The sequence below is a fragment of the Pseudomonas sp. NY15374 genome, assembly GCF_048068255.1.
Taxonomy (GTDB): Bacteria; Pseudomonadota; Gammaproteobacteria; order Pseudomonadales; family Pseudomonadaceae; genus Aquipseudomonas; species Aquipseudomonas machongensis.
On the sequence record NZ_JBLUPZ010000019.1, the window covers coordinates 1 to 18,260 of the forward strand.

19 protein-coding genes and 1 pseudogene are annotated in these 18,260 nt (G+C 65.7%); 5 read left to right on the plus strand and 15 right to left on the minus strand.

Annotation, left to right across the window (positions count from 1 at the left end; all coding sequences use genetic code 11):
* Nucleotides 1–110: 110 nt before the first annotated feature.
* Nucleotides 111–284, plus strand: a pseudogene (locus ACNFHO_RS26555) (3,4-dihydroxy-2-butanone-4-phosphate synthase); the annotation flags it as partial.
* Between the two features lie 57 nt (nucleotides 285–341).
* Here ACNFHO_RS26555 and ACNFHO_RS26560 read toward each other — a convergent pair.
* The 3 genes from ACNFHO_RS26560 to ACNFHO_RS26570 are packed head-to-tail and all read right to left on the minus strand — an operon-like array spanning nucleotide 342 to nucleotide 4,060.
* The gene (locus ACNFHO_RS26560; RefSeq protein ID WP_416767868.1) at nucleotides 342–1,532 is read right to left on the minus strand and encodes an SGNH/GDSL hydrolase family protein; all 1,191 of its coding nucleotides are present in this window, start codon (nucleotides 1,530–1,532) and stop codon (nucleotides 342–344) included.
* Between the two features lies 1 nt (nucleotide 1,533).
* Complete coding sequence (locus ACNFHO_RS26565; RefSeq protein WP_416767869.1) at nucleotides 1,534–2,670, minus strand: DUF459 domain-containing protein; 1,137 nt, start codon at nucleotides 2,668–2,670, stop codon at nucleotides 1,534–1,536.
* Nucleotides 2,657–4,060 (minus strand): MBOAT family O-acyltransferase, encoded by a 1,404-nt coding sequence (locus ACNFHO_RS26570; protein WP_416767870.1) that lies wholly within the window; start codon nucleotides 4,058–4,060, stop codon nucleotides 2,657–2,659. The genes ACNFHO_RS26565 and ACNFHO_RS26570 overlap by 14 nt, the downstream gene beginning before the upstream one ends.
* A gap of 255 nt (nucleotides 4,061–4,315) precedes the next feature.
* Between ACNFHO_RS26570 and ACNFHO_RS26575 the strand changes: the two genes are divergently transcribed.
* From ACNFHO_RS26575 to ACNFHO_RS26590, 4 genes are all read left to right on the plus strand, one after another.
* The gene (locus ACNFHO_RS26575) at nucleotides 4,316–4,558 is read left to right on the plus strand and encodes an exodeoxyribonuclease VII small subunit (RefSeq protein WP_054892757.1); all 243 of its coding nucleotides are present in this window, start codon (nucleotides 4,316–4,318) and stop codon (nucleotides 4,556–4,558) included.
* Complete coding sequence (gene ispA, locus ACNFHO_RS26580; RefSeq protein ID WP_416767871.1) at nucleotides 4,555–5,442, plus strand: (2E,6E)-farnesyl diphosphate synthase; 888 nt, start codon at nucleotides 4,555–4,557, stop codon at nucleotides 5,440–5,442. The genes ACNFHO_RS26575 and ispA overlap by 4 nt, the downstream gene beginning before the upstream one ends.
* A gap of 175 nt (nucleotides 5,443–5,617) precedes the next feature.
* On the plus strand, nucleotides 5,618–7,513 hold the full coding sequence (gene dxs / locus ACNFHO_RS26585) for a 1-deoxy-D-xylulose-5-phosphate synthase (RefSeq protein ID WP_063542531.1): 1,896 nt from the start codon (nucleotides 5,618–5,620) through the stop codon (nucleotides 7,511–7,513).
* 104 nt (nucleotides 7,514–7,617) lie between these two features.
* Nucleotides 7,618–9,489 carry a TonB-dependent receptor domain-containing protein gene (locus tag ACNFHO_RS26590; RefSeq protein ID WP_416767872.1) on the plus strand — a complete coding sequence of 624 codons (1,872 nt, stop codon included), beginning with the start codon at nucleotides 7,618–7,620 and terminating at the stop codon, nucleotides 9,487–9,489.
* Here ACNFHO_RS26590 and ACNFHO_RS26595 read toward each other — a convergent pair.
* The 12 genes from ACNFHO_RS26595 to nrdR form a co-directional block, all read right to left on the minus strand.
* Nucleotides 9,467–10,276 carry a cobalamin-binding protein gene (locus tag ACNFHO_RS26595; protein ID WP_416767873.1) on the minus strand — a complete coding sequence of 270 codons (810 nt, stop codon included), beginning with the start codon at nucleotides 10,274–10,276 and terminating at the stop codon, nucleotides 9,467–9,469. The two genes, ACNFHO_RS26590 and ACNFHO_RS26595, sit on opposite strands and share 23 nt — an antisense overlap.
* Nucleotides 10,276–10,695 (minus strand): hypothetical protein, encoded by a 420-nt coding sequence (locus ACNFHO_RS26600; protein ID WP_063542525.1) that lies wholly within the window; start codon nucleotides 10,693–10,695, stop codon nucleotides 10,276–10,278. Before ACNFHO_RS26600 ends, ACNFHO_RS26595 begins: the two co-directional genes overlap by 1 nt.
* Nucleotides 10,692–11,309 carry a GTP cyclohydrolase II gene (ribA, locus tag ACNFHO_RS26605; RefSeq protein WP_054893604.1) on the minus strand — a complete coding sequence of 206 codons (618 nt, stop codon included), beginning with the start codon at nucleotides 11,307–11,309 and terminating at the stop codon, nucleotides 10,692–10,694. Before ribA ends, ACNFHO_RS26600 begins: the two co-directional genes overlap by 4 nt.
* Before the next feature lie 148 nt (nucleotides 11,310–11,457).
* A complete protein-coding gene (locus ACNFHO_RS26610; protein ID WP_416767875.1) occupies nucleotides 11,458–12,201 on the minus strand; it encodes a substrate-binding periplasmic protein in 744 nt (247 codons plus the stop codon).
* A gap of 16 nt (nucleotides 12,202–12,217) precedes the next feature.
* Nucleotides 12,218–12,721 (minus strand): phosphatidylglycerophosphatase A, encoded by a 504-nt coding sequence (locus ACNFHO_RS26615; protein ID WP_054893602.1) that lies wholly within the window; start codon nucleotides 12,719–12,721, stop codon nucleotides 12,218–12,220.
* Nucleotides 12,718–13,686: a thiamine-phosphate kinase gene (gene thiL / locus ACNFHO_RS26620; protein ID WP_416767876.1), complete on the minus strand. Its 969-nt coding sequence runs from the start codon at nucleotides 13,684–13,686 to the stop codon at nucleotides 12,718–12,720. The genes ACNFHO_RS26615 and thiL overlap by 4 nt, the downstream gene beginning before the upstream one ends.
* Before the next feature lie 18 nt (nucleotides 13,687–13,704).
* Complete coding sequence (gene nusB, locus ACNFHO_RS26625) at nucleotides 13,705–14,205, minus strand: transcription antitermination factor NusB (protein ID WP_054893600.1); 501 nt, start codon at nucleotides 14,203–14,205, stop codon at nucleotides 13,705–13,707.
* Nucleotides 14,202–14,678, minus strand: a complete 477-nt coding sequence (ribE, locus tag ACNFHO_RS26630) for a 6,7-dimethyl-8-ribityllumazine synthase (protein WP_054893599.1) — start codon at nucleotides 14,676–14,678, stop codon at nucleotides 14,202–14,204. Before ribE ends, nusB begins: the two co-directional genes overlap by 4 nt.
* Before the next feature lie 92 nt (nucleotides 14,679–14,770).
* Nucleotides 14,771–15,862, minus strand: a complete 1,092-nt coding sequence (ribBA, locus tag ACNFHO_RS26635) for a bifunctional 3,4-dihydroxy-2-butanone-4-phosphate synthase/GTP cyclohydrolase II (protein WP_054893598.1) — start codon at nucleotides 15,860–15,862, stop codon at nucleotides 14,771–14,773.
* A gap of 18 nt (nucleotides 15,863–15,880) precedes the next feature.
* A complete protein-coding gene (locus ACNFHO_RS26640) occupies nucleotides 15,881–16,546 on the minus strand; it encodes a riboflavin synthase (RefSeq protein ID WP_054893597.1) in 666 nt (221 codons plus the stop codon).
* A gap of 42 nt (nucleotides 16,547–16,588) precedes the next feature.
* Nucleotides 16,589–17,719, minus strand: coding sequence for a bifunctional diaminohydroxyphosphoribosylaminopyrimidine deaminase/5-amino-6-(5-phosphoribosylamino)uracil reductase RibD (ribD, locus tag ACNFHO_RS26645; RefSeq protein WP_416767877.1), 1,131 nt, complete (start codon nucleotides 17,717–17,719; stop codon nucleotides 16,589–16,591).
* A 2-nt stretch (nucleotides 17,720–17,721) separates the two neighbouring features.
* A complete protein-coding gene (gene nrdR / locus ACNFHO_RS26650) occupies nucleotides 17,722–18,186 on the minus strand; it encodes a transcriptional regulator NrdR (RefSeq protein WP_054893595.1) in 465 nt (154 codons plus the stop codon).
* Nucleotides 18,187–18,260 lie beyond the last annotated feature (74 nt).

The following is an 18,260-nucleotide window of genomic DNA, read 5'->3' on the forward strand; positions in this document are numbered from 1 at the left end:
CCCCCCCCCCCACCGCCCCCCCGGCCCTGGTGTCCCGCGGGGGGGGGGGTGTGGGGGGGGGGGGCCCCGGGGGGGCCAAACCCCCCGGCGGGGGGCCGGGGGGGGGGGGGGCGGGTTGGCGCCCCCCCGCGGTGCTGTGCGAGCTGATGAACCCCGACGGCAGCATGGCCCGGGGCGAGCAGGTGGCCGTGTATGCGCGCCAGTACAACCTGCCGGTAGTGACCATCGAGGAGCTGGCGCGCTATCGCGAAGCGATGCTGGAGCTTGAGGCACAACCCGCCTGATCTGCGGCGCTGCTCTTTGGCAGGAGCGGGCTTGCCCCGCTCCTACCAGTACAGCACTCAGCGCAGCCCCAGTTGCCCCTTGAGATAGGCGTACAACATCGCCGCACTCTTGCGATAACCCTCGGCAGTCAGGTGCACCAGGTCTGGTCGCCCCAGGCCGCTGGCCTGCCAGGCGACAATCGAGCACGGCCCGCCCATTCCTGCCTGCCAATCCCAGAACAGTGCCTTGTACTTCTGCGCCGCCTGGCGCTGGATGCGGATCACGCTCGCCAGCGGCTGTGGCTGGCGCGCGGCGCAACTGGCGGCCTTGCGCTGCTTGATCGAATCGGGCGGCCCCACCAGCAGGATGGCCGCCTTGGGCATTTCCTGGCGCAACCGAGCCAAGGTGGCCTCCAACTGCGACTGGTACAGGACAAGATCGAGCTTGTCGTCGAAGGCTTCGTTGGTGCCGTATGCCAGGATCACCAGGTCAGGCCGCAGCGTCTTGAGCGTGCCTTGCCAACCCGCCTGCCACTTGTCGACCACCTCCAGCCGTGCGCCGTTGATACCCAGCGACGAATAGGTGACCCCGGCGTTTTTCTGGCCCTGGATATACCAACCACCCAGCGCCACGCCCTGGACACCCTCCACACTCAGTTGCACCGGCAGGCCGAGATTGATGAAGGCTGGGCTGAAGCGCCACTCACCGTTGGTGGCCGGCAGCATGCGGCGCTGGCTGCCGTTGGCCACCAACGTGCTGCTGCGCGTTGCCTGATACAGGGCCGAGATCCGGTAGCGTTGTGCGTCGGGGTCGCGGGTCTGGATCTTCACGCCGGGGCGATCGACCACCGGCAACGACAAGTAGCCACCCAACGGAAACTGGCTGCTCTGCTGGTTGCGCGCAGAAACCAGGTCCCACTGACGGCGCTCGCTGGTGACGATCACGCGGTCGTTGCGAATTCCCGGCACGGGCGAAGCCGGCACCAGGCCAATGCCACCATCGCCATAGCGGGCCTGCAGCAGCTTGCGCAACTCACCGCTGAACAGGTCGGCAGCGGTGTGCGAATCCCCCAGCTGGACAATGGAAATGGGCGCACGGCCGGCGTTGCGGAACTTGCCGGCGAGCAGCGCGAGGTTGCCGTCGTCGCGCACTTTGGCGACAACGGCGGGCTTGGCCGCAGGCTGGGGTGGCGCGCTGGCGCCGGTGCTGCACGCGGGCAAGGCGCTGATCAGCAGCGCCACGCCCAGCAGGTGATGCCATAGGCGCATCTCAATGTCCTGTTGCAGTCAGGACCGGGAAGCTGATCAGTGACAGTACCTGCGCGGCGATCATCTTCTGGCCCGTGATGGTGAAATGAATGCCGTCGTCGACCCGGACCTTGACCCGCTTGCCCTCCGGCGTCTGCACCGTATACGAGAACTGCTCGTCGGGATAGCCGAGAATCGGGTTGGCCGAGACGTAGTGCTGGCCGAATTGCTGGGTGCGCTCCTGATAAAGGCCACTGAGGTAGCTCATCGCCGTCGACAGCCGCGACTTCTCCATGTTCGGCGGGCCGACCCAGATCACCTGGACATTGTGCTCGCGGGCCTGCTCGAGGATCGCGTCGATGCGCTCACGGTAGGCCACTTCCCACTCCGGCGACTTGAAACGCAGGAACGGCTTGCCCTTGCCCTGGGGCATGTCCCACGGGTCGTTAGGGCCGAGGAATACCACCATCAGGCGGACCTTCGGCGCGCTGGCGAGCGTGTCGGCCACGGTCTTCGGCCAGTTGAAGAAGCCCGGGTAGGCAAGCCCGGTGCTCTGCCGACTGAGGTTGATGGTGTGGATCTGGTAGCGCTTGCGCAGGCTGTTGGCCAGGTGCGGGGCGACGCCCTGCATCAGCGAGTCCCCTACCAGGAACACTTCATCGCCCGCCGCCAACGACGCCAGGGTACCCGGTGCGACCATCTGCGGCAGCGGTGGCTTCACGACCACGGCAGCGGGCGATGGCGCCAATGCCGGTGCCGGTGCCGGTGCCGGTGCCGGTGCGACAGGGTGCGGGGCAGCTGTAGCGACATGCTCAGGCCCGGCCACAGGCGCCTGCAGATCGACACTCACCACCGGCATCGGCGGCGGCAGTTCCACCACAGGCTCTGTACTCGCCACCGCAACCTGCCCGTTGAGGCTGTCGAGGAAGCTGTCACGGCCCTGCTCCAGCGCTGTGGTCAGGCCCGCGCCCAGGCGCCAGGCTGGCAACTGCCCCAGCACCGGCAGTTCGCAACTGTCGTGATACTTCTGCTGGCAATACAGGCTGATCGAGTCCTGGTTCAGCCAGAACAGCAGGCCTGTGGCGACCACCATGGCATACAGCGTGCGCGCCGCGCCCATCTGCACCCGGACCAGCTGACGGATATCAGAAGCTTGCATAGATGAACCCCGGCACACCCGATTGCGACGCGAAGATCACCAGCGACACGAAGATCGCCAGTGGCAGTGGGTACAGTTGCCAGGGCAGGCGCTGGCTAGCTACGAAGCCCTGGCGCAGGGACGCCAGCCACTGTGGATACGTGGCGACGTACAACACACAGGCCAGCAGCGCTACACCGGTGGCCGAGTCGAGCCCGGCCAGGCTGACCTGGGCGATATCGCCAAGCATCTCCCAGGCGCCATCCAGGGTTGAGCTGCGGAAGAAGATCCAGGCGAAGGCGACGTAGTGGAACGTCAGCAGGCGCGCCAGCAGCCCGCTGCCCGGCAGGCGCACAAAGCTCGGCCACAACTGCTCGAACAGCTTGTACAGGGCCAGCCCCACCCCATGCAGCGCGCCCCAGAGGATGAAATTCAGACTCGCGCCGTGCCACAGCCCGGAGATCAGCATGGCCAACAGCATGTTCAGGTTGCCGCGCCACACCCCTTTGCGATTGCCGCCCAGGGGGATGTAGATGTAGTCACGAATGAAGCGCGACAGGCTGATGTGCCAGCGCCCCCAGAACTCCTTGAGGTTGCGCGCGGCATAAGGCGCGTTGAAGTTCTCCGGCAGGCGAAAACCCAGCAGCAGGGCGATGCCGGTGACCAAGTTGGTATAGCCGCTGAAGTTGAAATAGATCAGGAAGCTGTAGCCATAGACGCTGAGCAGCACCTGCTCGGGCGTGAAGCTGCCCGGAGTTTCGAATACCGGATCGACCCATTGGCTGCCCAGCCAGCCGCTGAGCAGGAACAGCTTGACCACCGCCAGGGCGATCAGGCCAAGCGCCCGCTGCGGCTCCAGCACTTCACGCATGGCCTGCGGGCGGATCTGCGGCAGCAGATGCGCCGCGCGATTGACCGGGCCTGCGATCAGGCTGGGGAAGAAGGCCAGGTACAGCGCCAGGTCCACCGGCGGCGCCGAGGCCATCTCGCCGCGGTTGATCGACACCAGGTAGCTGACCGAATGGAAGGCATAGAACGACAGGCCGATCGGCACCAGCAGCTCGAGCACCGGCAGCGACACCTCGAGCCCGACAGCCGTGAATGCGCCCTGCACACTGGCGGCGAAGAACTCCTGGTACTTGAAGAGGTAGAAACACCCAAACACCAGCGCCAGCAGCAAAACGCCATTGAGCCAGCGGCCGGGCTGGCGCGCAGCCAGCAACCCCAGCAGATACACCAGCACGCTGTAGCCGAGCAGGATGTACAACGATTGCAGGCTGAAACTCGCCACCAGCCCGTAGCTGGCCGCAAGCAGCAGCAGGTTCTGCAGGCGCAGGCTCCAGCACAGGCTCCAGTAGACAATGAAGAAGAGCGTGAAACAGAGGCCGAATTCGATCGAAAGGAAGCTCACAACGTAGTCCGTTACGTGACGTCGAGAAGAAGACGGCCCAAGGCCATCAAGATGCCCAGGCCAGAGCGCGCGGGATTATGGCAGAGCCCCCATGGGGTCACAATCCGACCACGTCTCAAATTGCAATAAGAAACTTCTGAAGCAAGTGCAACAAAATACTACCAACGGATTGCCTCCTGGGAGGTACCGCAATTTGCTCCCCCCGCCCCGCTCTGCTAGTGTCGCGCCGTTAAAAACGCCACCGAGACAGTCGCCATGGCCCGCAAGAAAACCTCCATCGATTTCGAACAATCCCTCGCCGACCTGCAAGCCTTGGTCGAGCGCCTGGAGACCGGCGAGCTGTCGCTGGAAGAGTCGCTGGCAGCGTTCGAGCAGGGGATCGCCCTGACCCGCGACTGCCAGGGCGCGCTGGCCCAGGCCGAACAGAAGGTGCAGATCCTCCTGGAGCGTGACGGCGAACTGGCCGCCGAGCCCTTCGACGCGGAACCGCAGGAATGATCAACAGCTACCAGAGCGCCTGCCAGGCGCGCGTCGACGCCGCCCTCGAGCCGCTGTTCGTGGCGCCGTCCAAGGAGCTCGAACGGCTCTACGCAGCGATGCGCTACAGCGTGATGAACGGCGGCAAGCGTGTACGCCCGCTGCTCGCCTACGCCGCTTGCGAAGCCTTTGGCGTTGCGCCCGAGCAAGCCAACGGCGCAGCCTGCGCGGTAGAGCTGATCCATGCCTACTCGCTGGTGCATGACGACCTGCCGGCCATGGACGACGACGACCTGCGCCGCGGTCAGCCGACCACCCACAAGGCATTTGACGAAGCCTGCGCGATCCTCGCTGGCGACGGCCTGCAGAGCCTGGCCTTCAGCGCGCTGCTCGATGCGCACCTGAGCCCGCAGCCTGATGCCATCCGCCTGGCCATGGTCCAGGCCCTGGCCAAGGCCGCAGGCCCGGCCGGCATGGTCGGCGGCCAGGCCATCGACCTCGGTTCGGTCGGGGTCAAGCTCGACCAGCAGGCCCTGGAATACATGCACCGGCACAAGACCGGCGCACTGATCGAGGCCAGCGTGCGTCTCGGCGCTCTGGCCAGCGGCCGTGCCGAAGCCCCCCAACTGGATGCCTTGCAGACTTATGCACAGGCCATCGGCCTCGCGTTCCAGGTGCAGGACGACATCCTCGACGTCGAAAGCGATACCGCCACCCTGGGCAAGCGCCAGGGCGCCGACATCGCTCGTGACAAACCAACCTACCCCGCCCTGCTCGGCCTGGATGCCGCCAAGGCCTATGCGATCGAACTGCGCGACCAGGCGCTGGTCGCACTTGAAGGGTTCGGCGAAAGCGCCGAGCCGCTGCGGGCGCTGGCGCGCTATATCGTCGAGCGCCGCCATTAAGCGTTGATGCCAATCCCCTGTGGGAGTGGGTTTACCCGCGAATGCGATGCCGGGCCTACCGCCGTCGTCGCGGGCAAACCCGCTCCCACAGGGTCGGCGTAACCCGTGGTCCAATGGGCACTTTTCCCACAATGGGGTAAACTGCCGCGTCTTCAAACCTATAACGACTCGCCTGATGCCCACGACGTTTCAAGAGATCCCCCGCGAACGCCCGGTCACGCCTCTGCTGGACCGCGCCGATACGCCAGCCGGCCTGCGCCGGCTAGCCGAAGCCGACCTGGAGAGCCTGGCCGACGAACTGCGCCAGGAGCTGCTCTATACAGTTGGCCAGACCGGTGGGCACTTCGGCGCAGGCCTGGGCGTCATCGAGCTGACGATCGCCCTGCACTACGTCTTCGACACCCCGGACGATCGTCTGGTATGGGACGTCGGTCATCAGGCCTACCCGCACAAGATCCTCACCGGTCGTCGCCAGCGCATGCTCAGCCTGCGTCAGAAAGACGGCGTCGCTGCCTTCCCGCGCCGCAGCGAGAGCGAGTACGACACCTTCGGCGTCGGCCACTCGAGCACCTCGATCAGCGCCGCACTGGGCATGGCCATCGCCGCCCGTCTGCAGAACGACCCGCGCAAGTCCATCGCCGTGATCGGTGACGGCGCGCTGACCGCTGGCATGGCCTTCGAAGCGTTGAACCATGCCCAGGAAGTCGATGCCGACATGCTGGTGATCCTCAACGATAACGACATGTCGATCTCGCGCAACGTCGGCGGGCTGTCCAACTACCTGGCCAAGATCCTGTCCAGCCGCACCTACGCGAGCATGCGCGAAGGCAGCAAGAAAGTGCTGTCGCGCCTGCCCGGCGCCTGGGAGATCGCCCGGCGCACCGAAGAGTACGCCAAGGGCATGCTGGTGCCCGGCACCCTGTTCGAGGAGCTGGGCTGGAACTACATCGGCCCGATCGACGGTCATGACCTGCCGACGCTGATCGCCACCCTGCGCAACATGCGCGACCTCAAGGGCCCGCAGTTCCTGCACGTGGTCACCAAGAAAGGCAAGGGTTTCGCCCCCGCCGAGGTCGACCCGATTGGCTACCACGCCATCACCAAGCTCGAACCTGTCGACAAGCCCGTCGCACCGAAAAAGCCCAGCGGGCCCAAGTATTCCGCCGTGTTCGGGCAGTGGCTGTGCGACATGGCCGCCGCCGACAACCGCCTGGTGGGCATCACTCCGGCAATGAAGGAAGGTTCGGACCTGGTCGCCTTCAGCGAGCGCTTCCCGGAGCGCTACTTCGACGTGGCGATCGCCGAGCAGCACGCCGTCACCTTCGCTGCCGGCATGGCCTGTGAAGGCGCCAAGCCGGTGGTGGCGATCTACTCGACCTTCCTGCAGCGCGCCTACGACCAACTGATCCACGACGTGGCGGTACAGGACCTCGACGTGCTGTTCGCCATCGACCGCGCCGGCCTGGTCGGCGAGGACGGTCCGACCCACGCTGGCAGCTTCGACCTCTCGTACCTGCGCTGCATCCCCGGCATGCTGGTGATGACCCCGAGCGACGAGAACGAGCTGCGCAAGATGCTCAGCACCGGGCACCTGTACAAAGGCCCGGCCGCCGTACGCTACCCGCGCGGCACCGGCCCCAACGCGCCGATCGACGGGGACCTGGAGCCACTGGAAATCGGCAAGGGTGTGATTCGTCGCCAGGGTTCGAAAGTCGCGCTGCTGGTGTTCGGCGTGCAACTGACCGAAGCGCTGCAGGTGGCCGAGCAGATCGATGCCACGGTGGTCGACATGCGCTTCGTCAAGCCGCTCGACGAAGCGCTTGTACTGGAGATGGCCGGCAGCCATGAGCTGCTGGTGACCATCGAGGAAAACGCCATCATGGGCGGCGCCGGTGCGGCGGTCAGCGAGTTCCTGGCGCGTGAGGCGGTGGTCAAGCCACTGCTGCACCTGGGCTTGCCGGATATCTATGTCGAGCATGCCAAGCCTGCGCAGATGCTGGCCGAGTGCGGGCTGGATGCTGCTGGCATCGAGGCCTCAGTGAAAGCCCGCATGGCCAAGCTCGGCCTGTAAGGCCCTTTCGCGCGCAAGCCCGCTCCCACAGGGATTGCACAGTATTCGAGTACTGTAGAAACCCTGTGGGAGCGGGCTCGCCCGCGAATGCTATTGTACTGCCCATGAAAATCCTGACCTTTGCACCGCTGCTCTGCCTCCCTCTGCCCTTGCTGGCCGTCGAACGCGACAACGCCCTGAAGCTCCCCGACGTGCTGATCAGCGCCAACCGCGAAGTCGAATCGCGCAGCGCCACCAGCGCCGCCAACACGGTCTTCACCCGCGCCGACATCGACCGCCTGCAACCCTCCAGCGTCACCGACCTGCTGACCCGCGTGCCCGGCGTGCAAGTCGCCCCCACCGGTGGCCGCGGCAGCCTGCCCGGGATTTTCATCCGCGGCACCAAGGCCGCGCAGAGCCTGGTGCTGGTCGATGGCGTACGCATTGCCAACGCCACCTCCGGCGACAGCGGCCTGCAGTTTCTCGACGTCGACCAGATCGAGCGCGTCGAAGTGCTGCGCGGCTCGCGCTCGGCGGTCTACGGCAGCGACGCCATCGGCGGGGTGATCCAGATCTTCACCCGACGCGCCAGCGGCCCCGGCCTGCAACCGCGGCTGCGCCTGGCGGCCGGCAGCAACCAGACCTTCCAGCGCAGCCTGGGACTGTCCGGTGGCGATGGCCAGACACGCTTCAACCTCGGCGCCAACCTCGACGAAACCGCAGGGATCGATTCGACCGGGCCGTCCTTCGCCAGCGATGGCGATCACGACGCCTACCGCAACAAATCTTTCAACCTGAGCCTGAGCCACACCTTCGGTGAGCGCTTCGAGGCCGGGGTGAACCTGCTCGACAGCAGGGGGCGCAGCGAATACGACAACCCCTTCGGCCGATTCGACCCCGTCAGCTTCGAAAGCTTCGGCCAGAAACCCTACACCGACTTCACCGTCAGCAGCCTGGGCACCTATATCGATGCCCAGCTCAGCGACCTCTGGCATTCGCGTGTGGAGATCGGCCATAGCGAGAACCGCGACCGCAAGCGCGACAAGCTTAGCGACGATGGCAGCGTATTCAACACCTATCGCGACCAGATCACTTGGCAGAATGATCTCGCCCTCGATGCACGGAACAACCTCTCGCTGGGCGCCGACTGGTATCAGGACCGGGTGCACGGCAGCACCGACTTCGCCGAGGACAGCCGCTACAACCGTGCAGCCTTCCTCCAGCATCGCTACAGCGGCGAAAGTTTCTCCACCGAATTGGGCGTGCGGCGCGACCAGAACCAGCAGTTCGGCGGCCAGACCACCTGGAGCGCCAGCCTGACCCTGCCGCTGAACACCGACAACGACTTGCTGCTGTCGTACAGCGAAGGGTTTCGTGCCCCCACCTTCAACGACCTGTACTACCCGCAGTACAGCAACCCTGACCTCGACCCTGAGCGCTCCAGGAGCTATGAACTGCAATGGCGCAGCCAGTTGAGCGATAGCAGCCGCCTGGAAACCTCGCTGTACCGCACCGATCTGCGCGATGCGATCATCTTCGGCGAGGGCTCGATCCCGCGAAACGTTGCCTCGGCGCGGATCAACGGCATGGAGATGTCACTGACCCAGGACTGGGGGCCCTGGCGCAGCCAGCTTGGCCTTGCGCTGATCGACCCACGTGACCGTGACACCGGCCATACCCTGGCTCGCCGCGCCCGCCGAACCTTGAGCCTGGACCTGGACCGACAGTTCGAGCGCTTCAGTGTGGGGGCGAGCTGGCAGGCGTTGAGCAACAGCTATGACGACGAGGCCAATCGCAACAGGCTCGGCGGATATGCACTGCTGGGCCTGCGCGGCAGCTGGGCGGCAAGTGATGCGCTGAAGTTCGAGGCCAAGGTGGATAACTTGCTGGACAAAGGCTACAGCCGCGCGCTCTACAACTATGACGGCAGTGACTACGGCTACCGCGAAGAAGGCCGCACCTGGCTGCTGAGCCTTACCTGGACACCGGCGCTGTAGACGCCAGCAGCGCACACAGGCGCGCCGTCGCTTCGATCATTTGTCCGCTGGGGCGCTCCAGGCCCTTGTCGGGCACCACCAGCAGGTGCCCACCGGCAACGGCGCTGAGCTTTGGCCAGGCCTTCCAACCAGCCAACTGCGCAGCGTCGCCGGCCAGGATCACATCAGGGTCGCGCGCCAGCACCGACTCGACGCTCACCTGCGGCGCAGGCTGCTCAAGGTCGGCAAAGACGTTGCGCGCCCCACAGATCGCCAGTGCATCACTCACCACCTGACGGCCACCCAGGGTGTACAACGGCGAGTTCCAGACCTGATAGAACACCTTGAGCGGCTGCTCGCGGCGATAGCGCTCGCGCAGTTCGGCCAGGCGCTCGCGCAGCCTCTCAGCGTAGCGCTGCCCCTGCTTGGCACGCCCCAGGCGCACGGCGATGGCCTGGATCTGCTCGATCAGTTGCTCCAGGTCGTGGGGCTCGCTGCTGAACGTGGCAATCCCCAGCTGACGCAACTGGTCGCGCTGGGCCGGGGGCACGCTGCCGGGCCAGAGCAGCAGCAGGTCGGGCTTGAGCGCCAGCAGGTGCTCCATGTCCAGTTGCCCGTAGCGCCCGACCGATGGCAGATCCTTCAGACGCTGCGGCCGCTCGCCGCTGTCGAGCACGCCCACCAGCAAATCGTCCGCCTCAAGCTCCAGGACGATCTCGGTCATCGACGGCCCGAGGCTGATCACGCGCGGCCCAGCCTCGGCAAATGCACCGATCGACAGCAGCACGGCAACGAAAAAGGCGCGCATCAGCCTAATTGGCGCGGGATGCGATAGAGGTAGAGCAGCACCACGGTAGACAGCGCCAGCAGCACCTGCGGCACCGCCTCCAGCCCCACCAGCACCGAGAGCGCGGCGATCCAGGCCGGGAAGCAGGCGTAGGTCATCGCCAGACGACGAACCCGCGCCAGTTCGATCCAGGCGGCGGGCTCTTCGGGGGTGTCGAGCACCTTGGAGGTGGCGATCAGCGCCCGCTTGTATGCACCGAAGCGCGGCAGGCTGAGAAACATGGTGGCCGCACCGGCAATGAACAGTGGCATCGCCAGCACCGGAATCAGCGCTTCACTGCCACCAAAAGCCCAGGCCATGACCGGTAGCGGCACCAGCCCGACAGCCAGATACTGCCACCAGGCCAGCGCCAGGCGCCGCTTCACCTGGCCACGGGTCACGCCTGGGGCGCCTCGCCCTGGTGACGGTTGCCCATCATGTGACCGAGCTTGTCGGCCTTGGTCGCCAGGTACAGGCGGTTGTGCGGGTTGTGGCCAGTGTGCAGCGGCACGCGTTCGGCAACCACGATGTTCATGTCGGTCAGGGCTTTGACCTTGCGTGGGTTATTGGTCATCAGGCGCAGCGACTTGACGCCCAGGTGCTCGAGCATCGGCAGGCACATGGCGTAGTCTCGCTGGTCGGCCGCAAAGCCCAGGCGCTCGTTGGCCTCGACGGTATCGGCACCGCCATCCTGCAGCTCATAGGCGCGGATCTTGTTCAACAGGCCGATGCCTCGACCTTCCTGACGCAGGTACAGCAGCACGCCACGACCTTCACGGGCGATGGCCTGCAGCGCGGCTTCCAGTTGCGAGCCGCAGTCGCAACGCTGGCTGAACAGAGCGTCGCCGGTCAGGCATTCGGAGTGCAGACGCCCGAGCACCGGTTCACCGTCGGCGATATCACCCAGGCTGAGCACCACATGCTCGCGGCCGGTGGCTTCGTCGAGAAAGCCATGCATGGTGAATGTCGCAAAGGGCGTTGGGAGTTTGGAGGCGGCAACAAAGACGACGGGCACGTTGTGCTCCTGATAAGTAGGAAATTTCAATGGGCCAGATTGTATCAGCAGCCCAGCGGGCATGCGCAGGCTGAATCTCGCGGCTTAAGATCGAAAAGTTCGATGCATAGGCTCGCCAGATACGCCCCCGTGGTAGGCGCCTCGGCGATCAATGCGGCTGGCTGTCGGAAGCGAACGGGTACGGCTGCTTCCAGCGTTCGAAGATCGAGCGCAGCTCGCCACTGCGTACCAGCTTCTCCATGCGCTGGTCGAACAGGTCGCGCAGAGCCTTGCCTTGATCGCTGCGGGTAAAGGCCAGGTACAGCGGCAGCTCAGCGATGTGGGTGCGGCGGAAGTCCTGCGGCTTGCTGGCCTGGTGCAGCACGTAATCCACTTCGGTTTCGGCATCGATATAGAAATCCACCCGGTCATGCTCCAGCATCGGCAGGATGCCTTCGCGGCGCTGGATCTCGCGGAAGTTTTTCACATCGGGCAGGTAGCTCTGGTAGTCATAGCCGCGCACCCACGCCAGGCGGTACTCGCCGACGCTGTTCAGCGTCGGAACCGGCTTGCTGGCGAGCCCCAATGCATAGATATGGTCCATATCGAAGTGCCAGCGCGGGTAGAGGTTGTCTTCGTTCTCCTGCTTGTACGAACCCACCCAGGCATCGGCCTCGCCGCGCTTGACCAGCCCGACTGCACGGCTGTAAGGCGCGCTCGTTACCTCGACCTTCACCCCGGCCGGTTCGAACACCTTGCGCAGCACATCCCAGGCAACCCCGCTGCCATCGGCGTTGGTGTAGTCGATCCACTCCTCGCTGACCAGCCGCACCTGCTTCGGCAGCTCGGCGGCCCCGGCGCTCCAGGGCAGGAAAACCAGTATCAGCGCCAGCAGCACAGTCCGTATGGCCATCGACCCGCTCCCTGTATCAGGCTACCGCCCAAACCAGCACCTGCATGCCCAGCCAGGCAAACACGCCGGCCAGGATATCGTCGAGCATGATGCCGACACCGCCGTGCACATGGCGGTCGATCCAGCGGATCGGCCAAGGCTTGAGGATGTCGAAGAAGCGGAACATCAGGAACCCTGCGAGCAGCCACTGCCAACCTTCGGGCACCAGCCACAAGGTGATCCACATGCCGACCATCTCGTCCCAGACGATGCCTTCATGATCGTGCACGCGCAAGTCGTTCGCCACCTTGCCGCACAGCCAGAAGCCGAACAGCATGGTGATTCCCAGCAGCAGCCAGTAGCCCCAGTCCGGCAGCATCTGCCACAGCGGGATGAACGGCAGCGCCACCAGCGAGCCCCAGGTGCCCGGCGCCTTGGGCAAGGTACCGGAGCCGAAGCCGAACGCGATGAAGTGCCATGGATTGCGCCAGACCGAAGGCGGAACGAACTCCGCAGGCACCTGATTGGGGTGGTCGGTCACGGTGTCTCCCTGAAATGTTGATAGCCCCGTTGCGTGGGGGTGATGTCACGACCCTGGCGATCACGCAGCGTGACGCCCTGCCCGTCCAGGACGCGGCCGATGACATGGACATGGATGAACCCCGGCAGCTGCAATGCCTGGTGTTGCGCGGCGGGGATGGTGAAGGCCAGCACATAGTCGTCGCCGCCGGTGAGCGCCGCGTGCACGGCAGCGTCACGCCCGAGGAAAGCCTCCAGTTCGGTAGATACCGGAACCTGATGCTGGTTCACTTCGAGGGCGACGCCCGAGGCCCGGGCGATATGACCGCAGTCGGCAAGCAGGCCGTCGGAAACGTCCAGCGCCGCCGTGGCATGGCCACGCAGCAGCTCGCCCAAGATGAGCTGCGGCATCGGCGACCAGTACTGCGCAAGCAGCGCCTGGGCCTGTTCAGCCGGCGCCTGGCGCTCGCCCAACACCAGCGGCAAGGCCCCTGCGGCGTTGCCCAGGTTGCCGCCGACACACAGCAGGTCGCCCGGCCTGGCACCGTCACGGCGCAAGGCCTGCCCGGCCGGAACCCGGCCAAACACGGTGACGGTTATGCTCAGGGGGCCGCGGGTGGTGTCGCCGCCGATCAGGCTCATGCGACAGCGGTGGGCCATGCGCTGCAGGCCTTCGGCATAGGCTTGCAGCCAATGCGCGCTGACCTCGGGCAAGGTCAGGGCCAGGGTGAAGCCGATGGCAGTCGCGCCCATGGCCGCCAGGTCGCTCGCGGCCACGGCCAACGAGCGCTGGCCGAGCAGCGAGGGGTCGCAGACTGCCGGGAAGTGCACACCTGCGACCAGCGTGTCGGTGGAGACTGCCAGCTGTTCGCCGGCCGGCAGCTCCAGCAGGGCGCAATCGTCACCGATCCCCAGGGCCACGCCGTTACCGCCCTGCGCACAAGGCGCGGCGGCAAAGAAGTGACGGATCAGCTCGAACTCACCCATGGCTCGTCAGCGCCGCGATCAGCGCTTGTTGGCCTTGACTTCAGCTTCGCGCAGGTTGGGCGCGAGCTTGTCGAGCACACCGTTGACGAACTTGTGGCCATCGGTGGCACCGAAGACCTTGGCCAGCTCCACGCCTTCGTTGATCACCACGCGGTACGGTACGTCGACGCGCTTGATGAACTCCCAGGTGGACAGACGCAGCACGGCCAGCTCGACCGGGTCGAGTTCGTCCAGTGCCAGGTCCAGGCAAGGGCTGAGTGCGCTGTCGATTTCGCCCTTGATTGCCGGAACCCCGTGGAGGATTTCACGGAAATAGGCACCGTCGACATCGGAGAAATCGTTATCGACCCGGAACTGAGCCTCGATCTCGTTCAGCGAATGCTGCGCCATGTGCCACTGGTAGAGCGCTTGCGTGGCGAGCTTGCGGGCTTCGCGACGCTTGGCACTCTTGGAGGGCTTGCCGGCATCCGCAGGTTTTGGATCGCGCGGGTTGAAACGATCGCTGTCGTCGCTAATCACTTGGCCTCCAACTGCGCCAGCAGGCTGACCATTTCCAGGGCGGACAGGGCAGCTTCGGCACCTTTGTTACCGGCTTTGGTGCCGGAACGCTCGATGGCTTGCTCGATGGAGTCGACGGTCAGCACGCCGAAGGATACCGGAACGCCGAACTCCATGGACACCTGGGCCAGGCCCTTGGTGCATTCGCCCGCCACGTATTCGAAGTGCGGGGTACCGCCACGGATCACTGCACCCAGGGCGATGATCGCGCTGTAGTCGCCTTGCTGGGCGACTTTCTGTGCCACCAGCGGGATCTCGAAGGCACCCGGGGCACGGATGATGGTGATGTCGCTTTCGCTGACGCCATGGCGAACCAGGGCATCGACGGCACCGCTCACCAGGCTTTCGACGACGAAGCTGTTGAAGCGGCCAACCACCAAAGCATAGCGACCTTTGGGGGCGATGAAGGTACCTTCGATGGTCTTCAGGGTCATTCCGGTATTCTCATATTAAAGAGCGAGGCCGCACCGGGCGGCCTTCGGGAGGGTTCGGACACGAGCGCCAGGACAATGCTGGCGCACCTGTGTCACTCGGAGGGCACGTATTCTACAACTTCCAGATCGAATCCGGATATCGCGTTGAACTTCATCGGCGAGCTCATCAGGCGCATCTTGCGCACACCGAGGTCGCGCAGGATCTGCGAACCGGCACCCACGGTGCTGTAGGTGCTCGGCACCTTGGCCTGCACATCGCCCGCGCTTTCGCGGATATGCGCCAGCAGCACATCGCCGTCCAGCGGGTGGCCCAGCAGCAGCACCACGCCGCTGCCGGCCTCGGCCACTGCGGCCATGGCTGCGCGCAGGCTCCAACGGCCCGGCTGCTTGACCAGCAGAAGGTCACGCAGCGGATCCATGTTGTGCACACGCACCAGGGTCGGCTCTTCGGCGCAGATCTTGCCCAGCGTCAGCGCCATGTGCACGTCGCCTTCCACCGAGTCACGGTAGGTGACCAGGTTGAACTGGCCCAGCTCGCTTTCGACCGGCTGTTCGGAGACGCGCTGCACGGTGCGCTCGTGGATCATGCGGTAGTGGATCAGGTCGGCGATGGTGCCGATCTTGAGGTTGTGCTCGGCGGCGAACACTTCCAGCTCGGCGCGGCGCGACATGGTGCCGTCGTCGTTCATCACTTCGCAGATGACGCCACTCGGCTCGAAACCGGCCATGCGCGCCAGGTCGCAGGCCGCTTCGGTGTGGCCGGCGCGGGCCAGGGTGCCGCCAGGCTGGGCCATCAGCGGGAAGATGTGGCCAGGGCTGACGATGTCCTCGGCCTTGGCGTCCTTCGCGGCGGCAGCCTGCACGGTGCGGGCGCGGTCAGCGGCGGAGATGCCGGTGGTGACGCCCTCGGCGGCCTCGATCGACACGGTGAACTTGGTGCCGAAGCCGGAGCCGTTGCGCGGCGCCATCAGCGGCAGCTTGAGCGTTTCGCAGCGCTCGCGGGTCATCGGCATGCAGATCAGGCCACGGGCGTGCTTGGCCATGAAGTTGATGTGCTCGGGCAGGCAGCACTCGGCTGCCATGATGATGTCGCCTTCGTTTTCGCGGTCTTCGTCATCCATGAGGATGACCATTTTGCCCTGGCGGATGTCTTCGACCAGTTCTTCGATGCTGTTGAGCGCCACGCGGCACCCCCTTCTCAATCAGGATTTCAAGAAGCCGTTGGCGGCCAGGAAGCTTTCGGTGATGCCACTGCCTTTGCTCGGCTCGGCGGCCTTGTCGCCCAGCAGCAGACGCTCCAGGTAACGGGCCAGCAGGTCGACCTCAAGGTTCACCCGACGACCTGCACGGTAGTCGGCCATGATGGTTTCGGACAGGGTGTGCGGGACGATGGTCAGCTCGAACTCAGCGCCATCGACCTCATTGACCGTCAGGCTGGTGCCATCGACGGTGATCGAGCCCTTGTGGGCAATATACTTGGCCAGCTCTTTCGGGGCGCGTACGCGGAACTGGATGGCGCGGGCGTTATCGCTGCGCGAGACGATTTCGCCGACACCGTCGACATGGCCGCTGACCAGGTGGCCGCCCAGGCGGGTGGTGGGGGTCAGGGCCTTTTCGAGATTGACGCGGCTGCCGCTCTTGAGCTCGACCATCGCGGTGCGCTTGAGGGTCTCGACGCTGACGTCGGCCCAGAAGCCATCGCCTGGCAGTTCCACGGCGGTCAGGCACACGCCGTTGACCGCGATACTGTCGCCGAGCTTGACGTCGCCCAGGTCGAGCTTGCCGGTTTCGACGTAGACGCGCACGTCACCGCCCTTGGGGGTCATGCTGCGAATGGTGCCGATGGATTCGATGATGCCGGTGAACATGGTGTTCTCCTCAGGTACGGGCTGCGCGAAGCAAGCCCGGCATTATACGCCGGGCGCGGGCAAGGGGATGGCCGTGACTCGCCAGTCATCGCCCACGGCGCGCATTTCGATGATCTTTAGCCGCGGCGCTTCGCTCATGTGCTCCAGCGGCCACTCCAGCAACGGGCGGGCCTGGGAACCGAGGAACGTGCCGGCGACGAACAGCTGGTATTCGTCGATCAGGCCGTGGCGAGCGAAGGCGGCGACCAGACCGGCGCCCGCTTCGAGCAGGACCTCGCTGGCACCGCGCTCGGCCAGCAGGCGCAGCAGCGCAGGCAAGTCGACCTGGCCATCGCTGCCGGGCAGCACCAGCAACTCGTGGCCGGCGGCGGCGTAGCGCGGGTCCTGCGCGGCGGCGGTGACCACCAGCGCCGGACCGGCCTGAAAGAACGGGGCGTCCAGCGGCAGGCGCAGACGGCCATCGATCAACACCCGCAGCGGCGGGCGCGACACGGCCAGCGCAGTCATTTCGTCGTCCAGGCCAAGCTCGGCGGCGCGCACGGTCATCCGCGCGTTGTCGGCCAGCACGCTCTGGGCGCTGGTCAGCACCACGCTGGAGCGGGCGCGCAGGCGCTGTACCGCGGCGCGCGCAGCGGGGCCGGTAATCCACTGGCTCTCGCCGCTGGCCATGGCAGTGCGGCCGTCCAGGCTCATCGCCAGCTTGGCACGAACGAATGGCAGCCCATGCTCCATACGCTTGAGAAAGCCCGGGTTGAGCGCGCGGGCTTCGGCCTCGAGCACGCCACTGGCAACCTCGATACCGGCTTCGGCTAGCCGACCCAGGCCACGCCCGGCCACCTGCGGGTTGGGGTCTTGCATCGCCGCCACCACCCGCGCCACACCTGCTTTGACCAGCGCCTCGGCGCACGGTGGCGTGCGGCCATGGTGGCTGCAGGGCTCGAGGGTGACGTAGGCGCAGGCGCCACGCGCACGCTCACCGGCCTGGCGCAGGGCATGCACTTCGGCATGCGGCTCGCCGGCACGCACATGCCAGCCCTCGCCGACCACTTCGCCGTCGCGAACGATCACGCAGCCCACCCGCGGGTTGGGGTGGGTGGTGTACAGGCCCTTGCGGGCCAGTTCCAGGGCACGGGCCATGTAATGGGCGTCAAGCAACGCGGTCTGGCTGGACATGCTTACTCTTTGGCTGGCTCACGGGCCAGGCGGTCGATTTCTTCACGGAATTCGTCGAGGTCCTGGAAGCGCCGATACACCGAAGCGAAGCGGATGTAGGCAACTTCGTCGAGCTTGCGCAGCTCGGACATCACCAGCTCGCCGACCACCAGCGACTTCACTTCGCGCTCGCCGGTAGCCCGCAGGCGGCTCTTGATGTGCGCCAGCGCCGCTTCCAGGCGCTCGACGCCGACAGGGCGCTTCTCCAGCGCCCGCTGCATGCCGGCACGCAGTTTGTCTTCGTCGAAGGGCTGGCGCGTGCCGTCCTGCTTGATCAGCCGGGGCAAGACCAGTTCGGCGGTCTCGAAGGTGGTGAAGCGCTCGCCGCAGGCGACGCATTCGCGGCGGCGGCGGACCTGTTCGCCCTCGGCGACCAGTCGCGAATCGATGACCTTGGTGTCGTTGGCACCGCAAAAGGGACAGTGCATGGTGGCAGGCAACAAAAAAAGGGAGGGCCATGGTAGCGCATCCCACTGGCAAGACAAGCCAAAGGGGTTACCAT

Bases quoted from the DNA above. Each gene is read 5' to 3' on its own strand.
- ACNFHO_RS26575 (WP_054892757.1), top strand. From the start codon at position 4,316: ATGGCCCGCAAGAAAACCTCCATCGATTTCGAACAATCCCTCGCCGAC.
- ACNFHO_RS26565 (WP_416767869.1), bottom strand. From the start codon at position 2,670: ATGCAAGCTTCTGATATCCGTCAGCTGGTCCGGGTGCAGATGGGCGCG.
- ribE (WP_054893599.1), bottom strand. From the start codon at position 14,678: ATGACCCTGAAGACCATCGAAGGTACCTTCATCGCCCCCAAAGGTCGC.
- ACNFHO_RS26640 (WP_054893597.1), bottom strand. From the start codon at position 16,546: ATGTTCACCGGCATCATCGAATCCATCGGCACCATTCGCAGCATGACC.
- ACNFHO_RS26560 (WP_416767868.1), bottom strand. From the start codon at position 1,532: ATGCGCCTATGGCATCACCTGCTGGGCGTGGCGCTGCTGATCAGCGCC.
- dxs (WP_063542531.1), top strand. From the start codon at position 5,618: ATGCCCACGACGTTTCAAGAGATCCCCCGCGAACGCCCGGTCACGCCT.
- ispA (WP_416767871.1), top strand. From the start codon at position 4,555: ATGATCAACAGCTACCAGAGCGCCTGCCAGGCGCGCGTCGACGCCGCC.
- thiL (WP_416767876.1), bottom strand. From the start codon at position 13,686: ATGGGTGAGTTCGAGCTGATCCGTCACTTCTTTGCCGCCGCGCCTTGT.
- nrdR (WP_054893595.1), bottom strand. From the start codon at position 18,186: ATGCACTGTCCCTTTTGCGGTGCCAACGACACCAAGGTCATCGATTCG.
- ACNFHO_RS26595 (WP_416767873.1), bottom strand. From the start codon at position 10,276: ATGCGCGCCTTTTTCGTTGCCGTGCTGCTGTCGATCGGTGCATTTGCC.
- ribD (WP_416767877.1), bottom strand. From the start codon at position 17,719: ATGTCCAGCCAGACCGCGTTGCTTGACGCCCATTACATGGCCCGTGCC.
- ACNFHO_RS26610 (WP_416767875.1), bottom strand. From the start codon at position 12,201: ATGGCCATACGGACTGTGCTGCTGGCGCTGATACTGGTTTTCCTGCCC.
- ACNFHO_RS26590 (WP_416767872.1), top strand. From the start codon at position 7,618: ATGAAAATCCTGACCTTTGCACCGCTGCTCTGCCTCCCTCTGCCCTTG.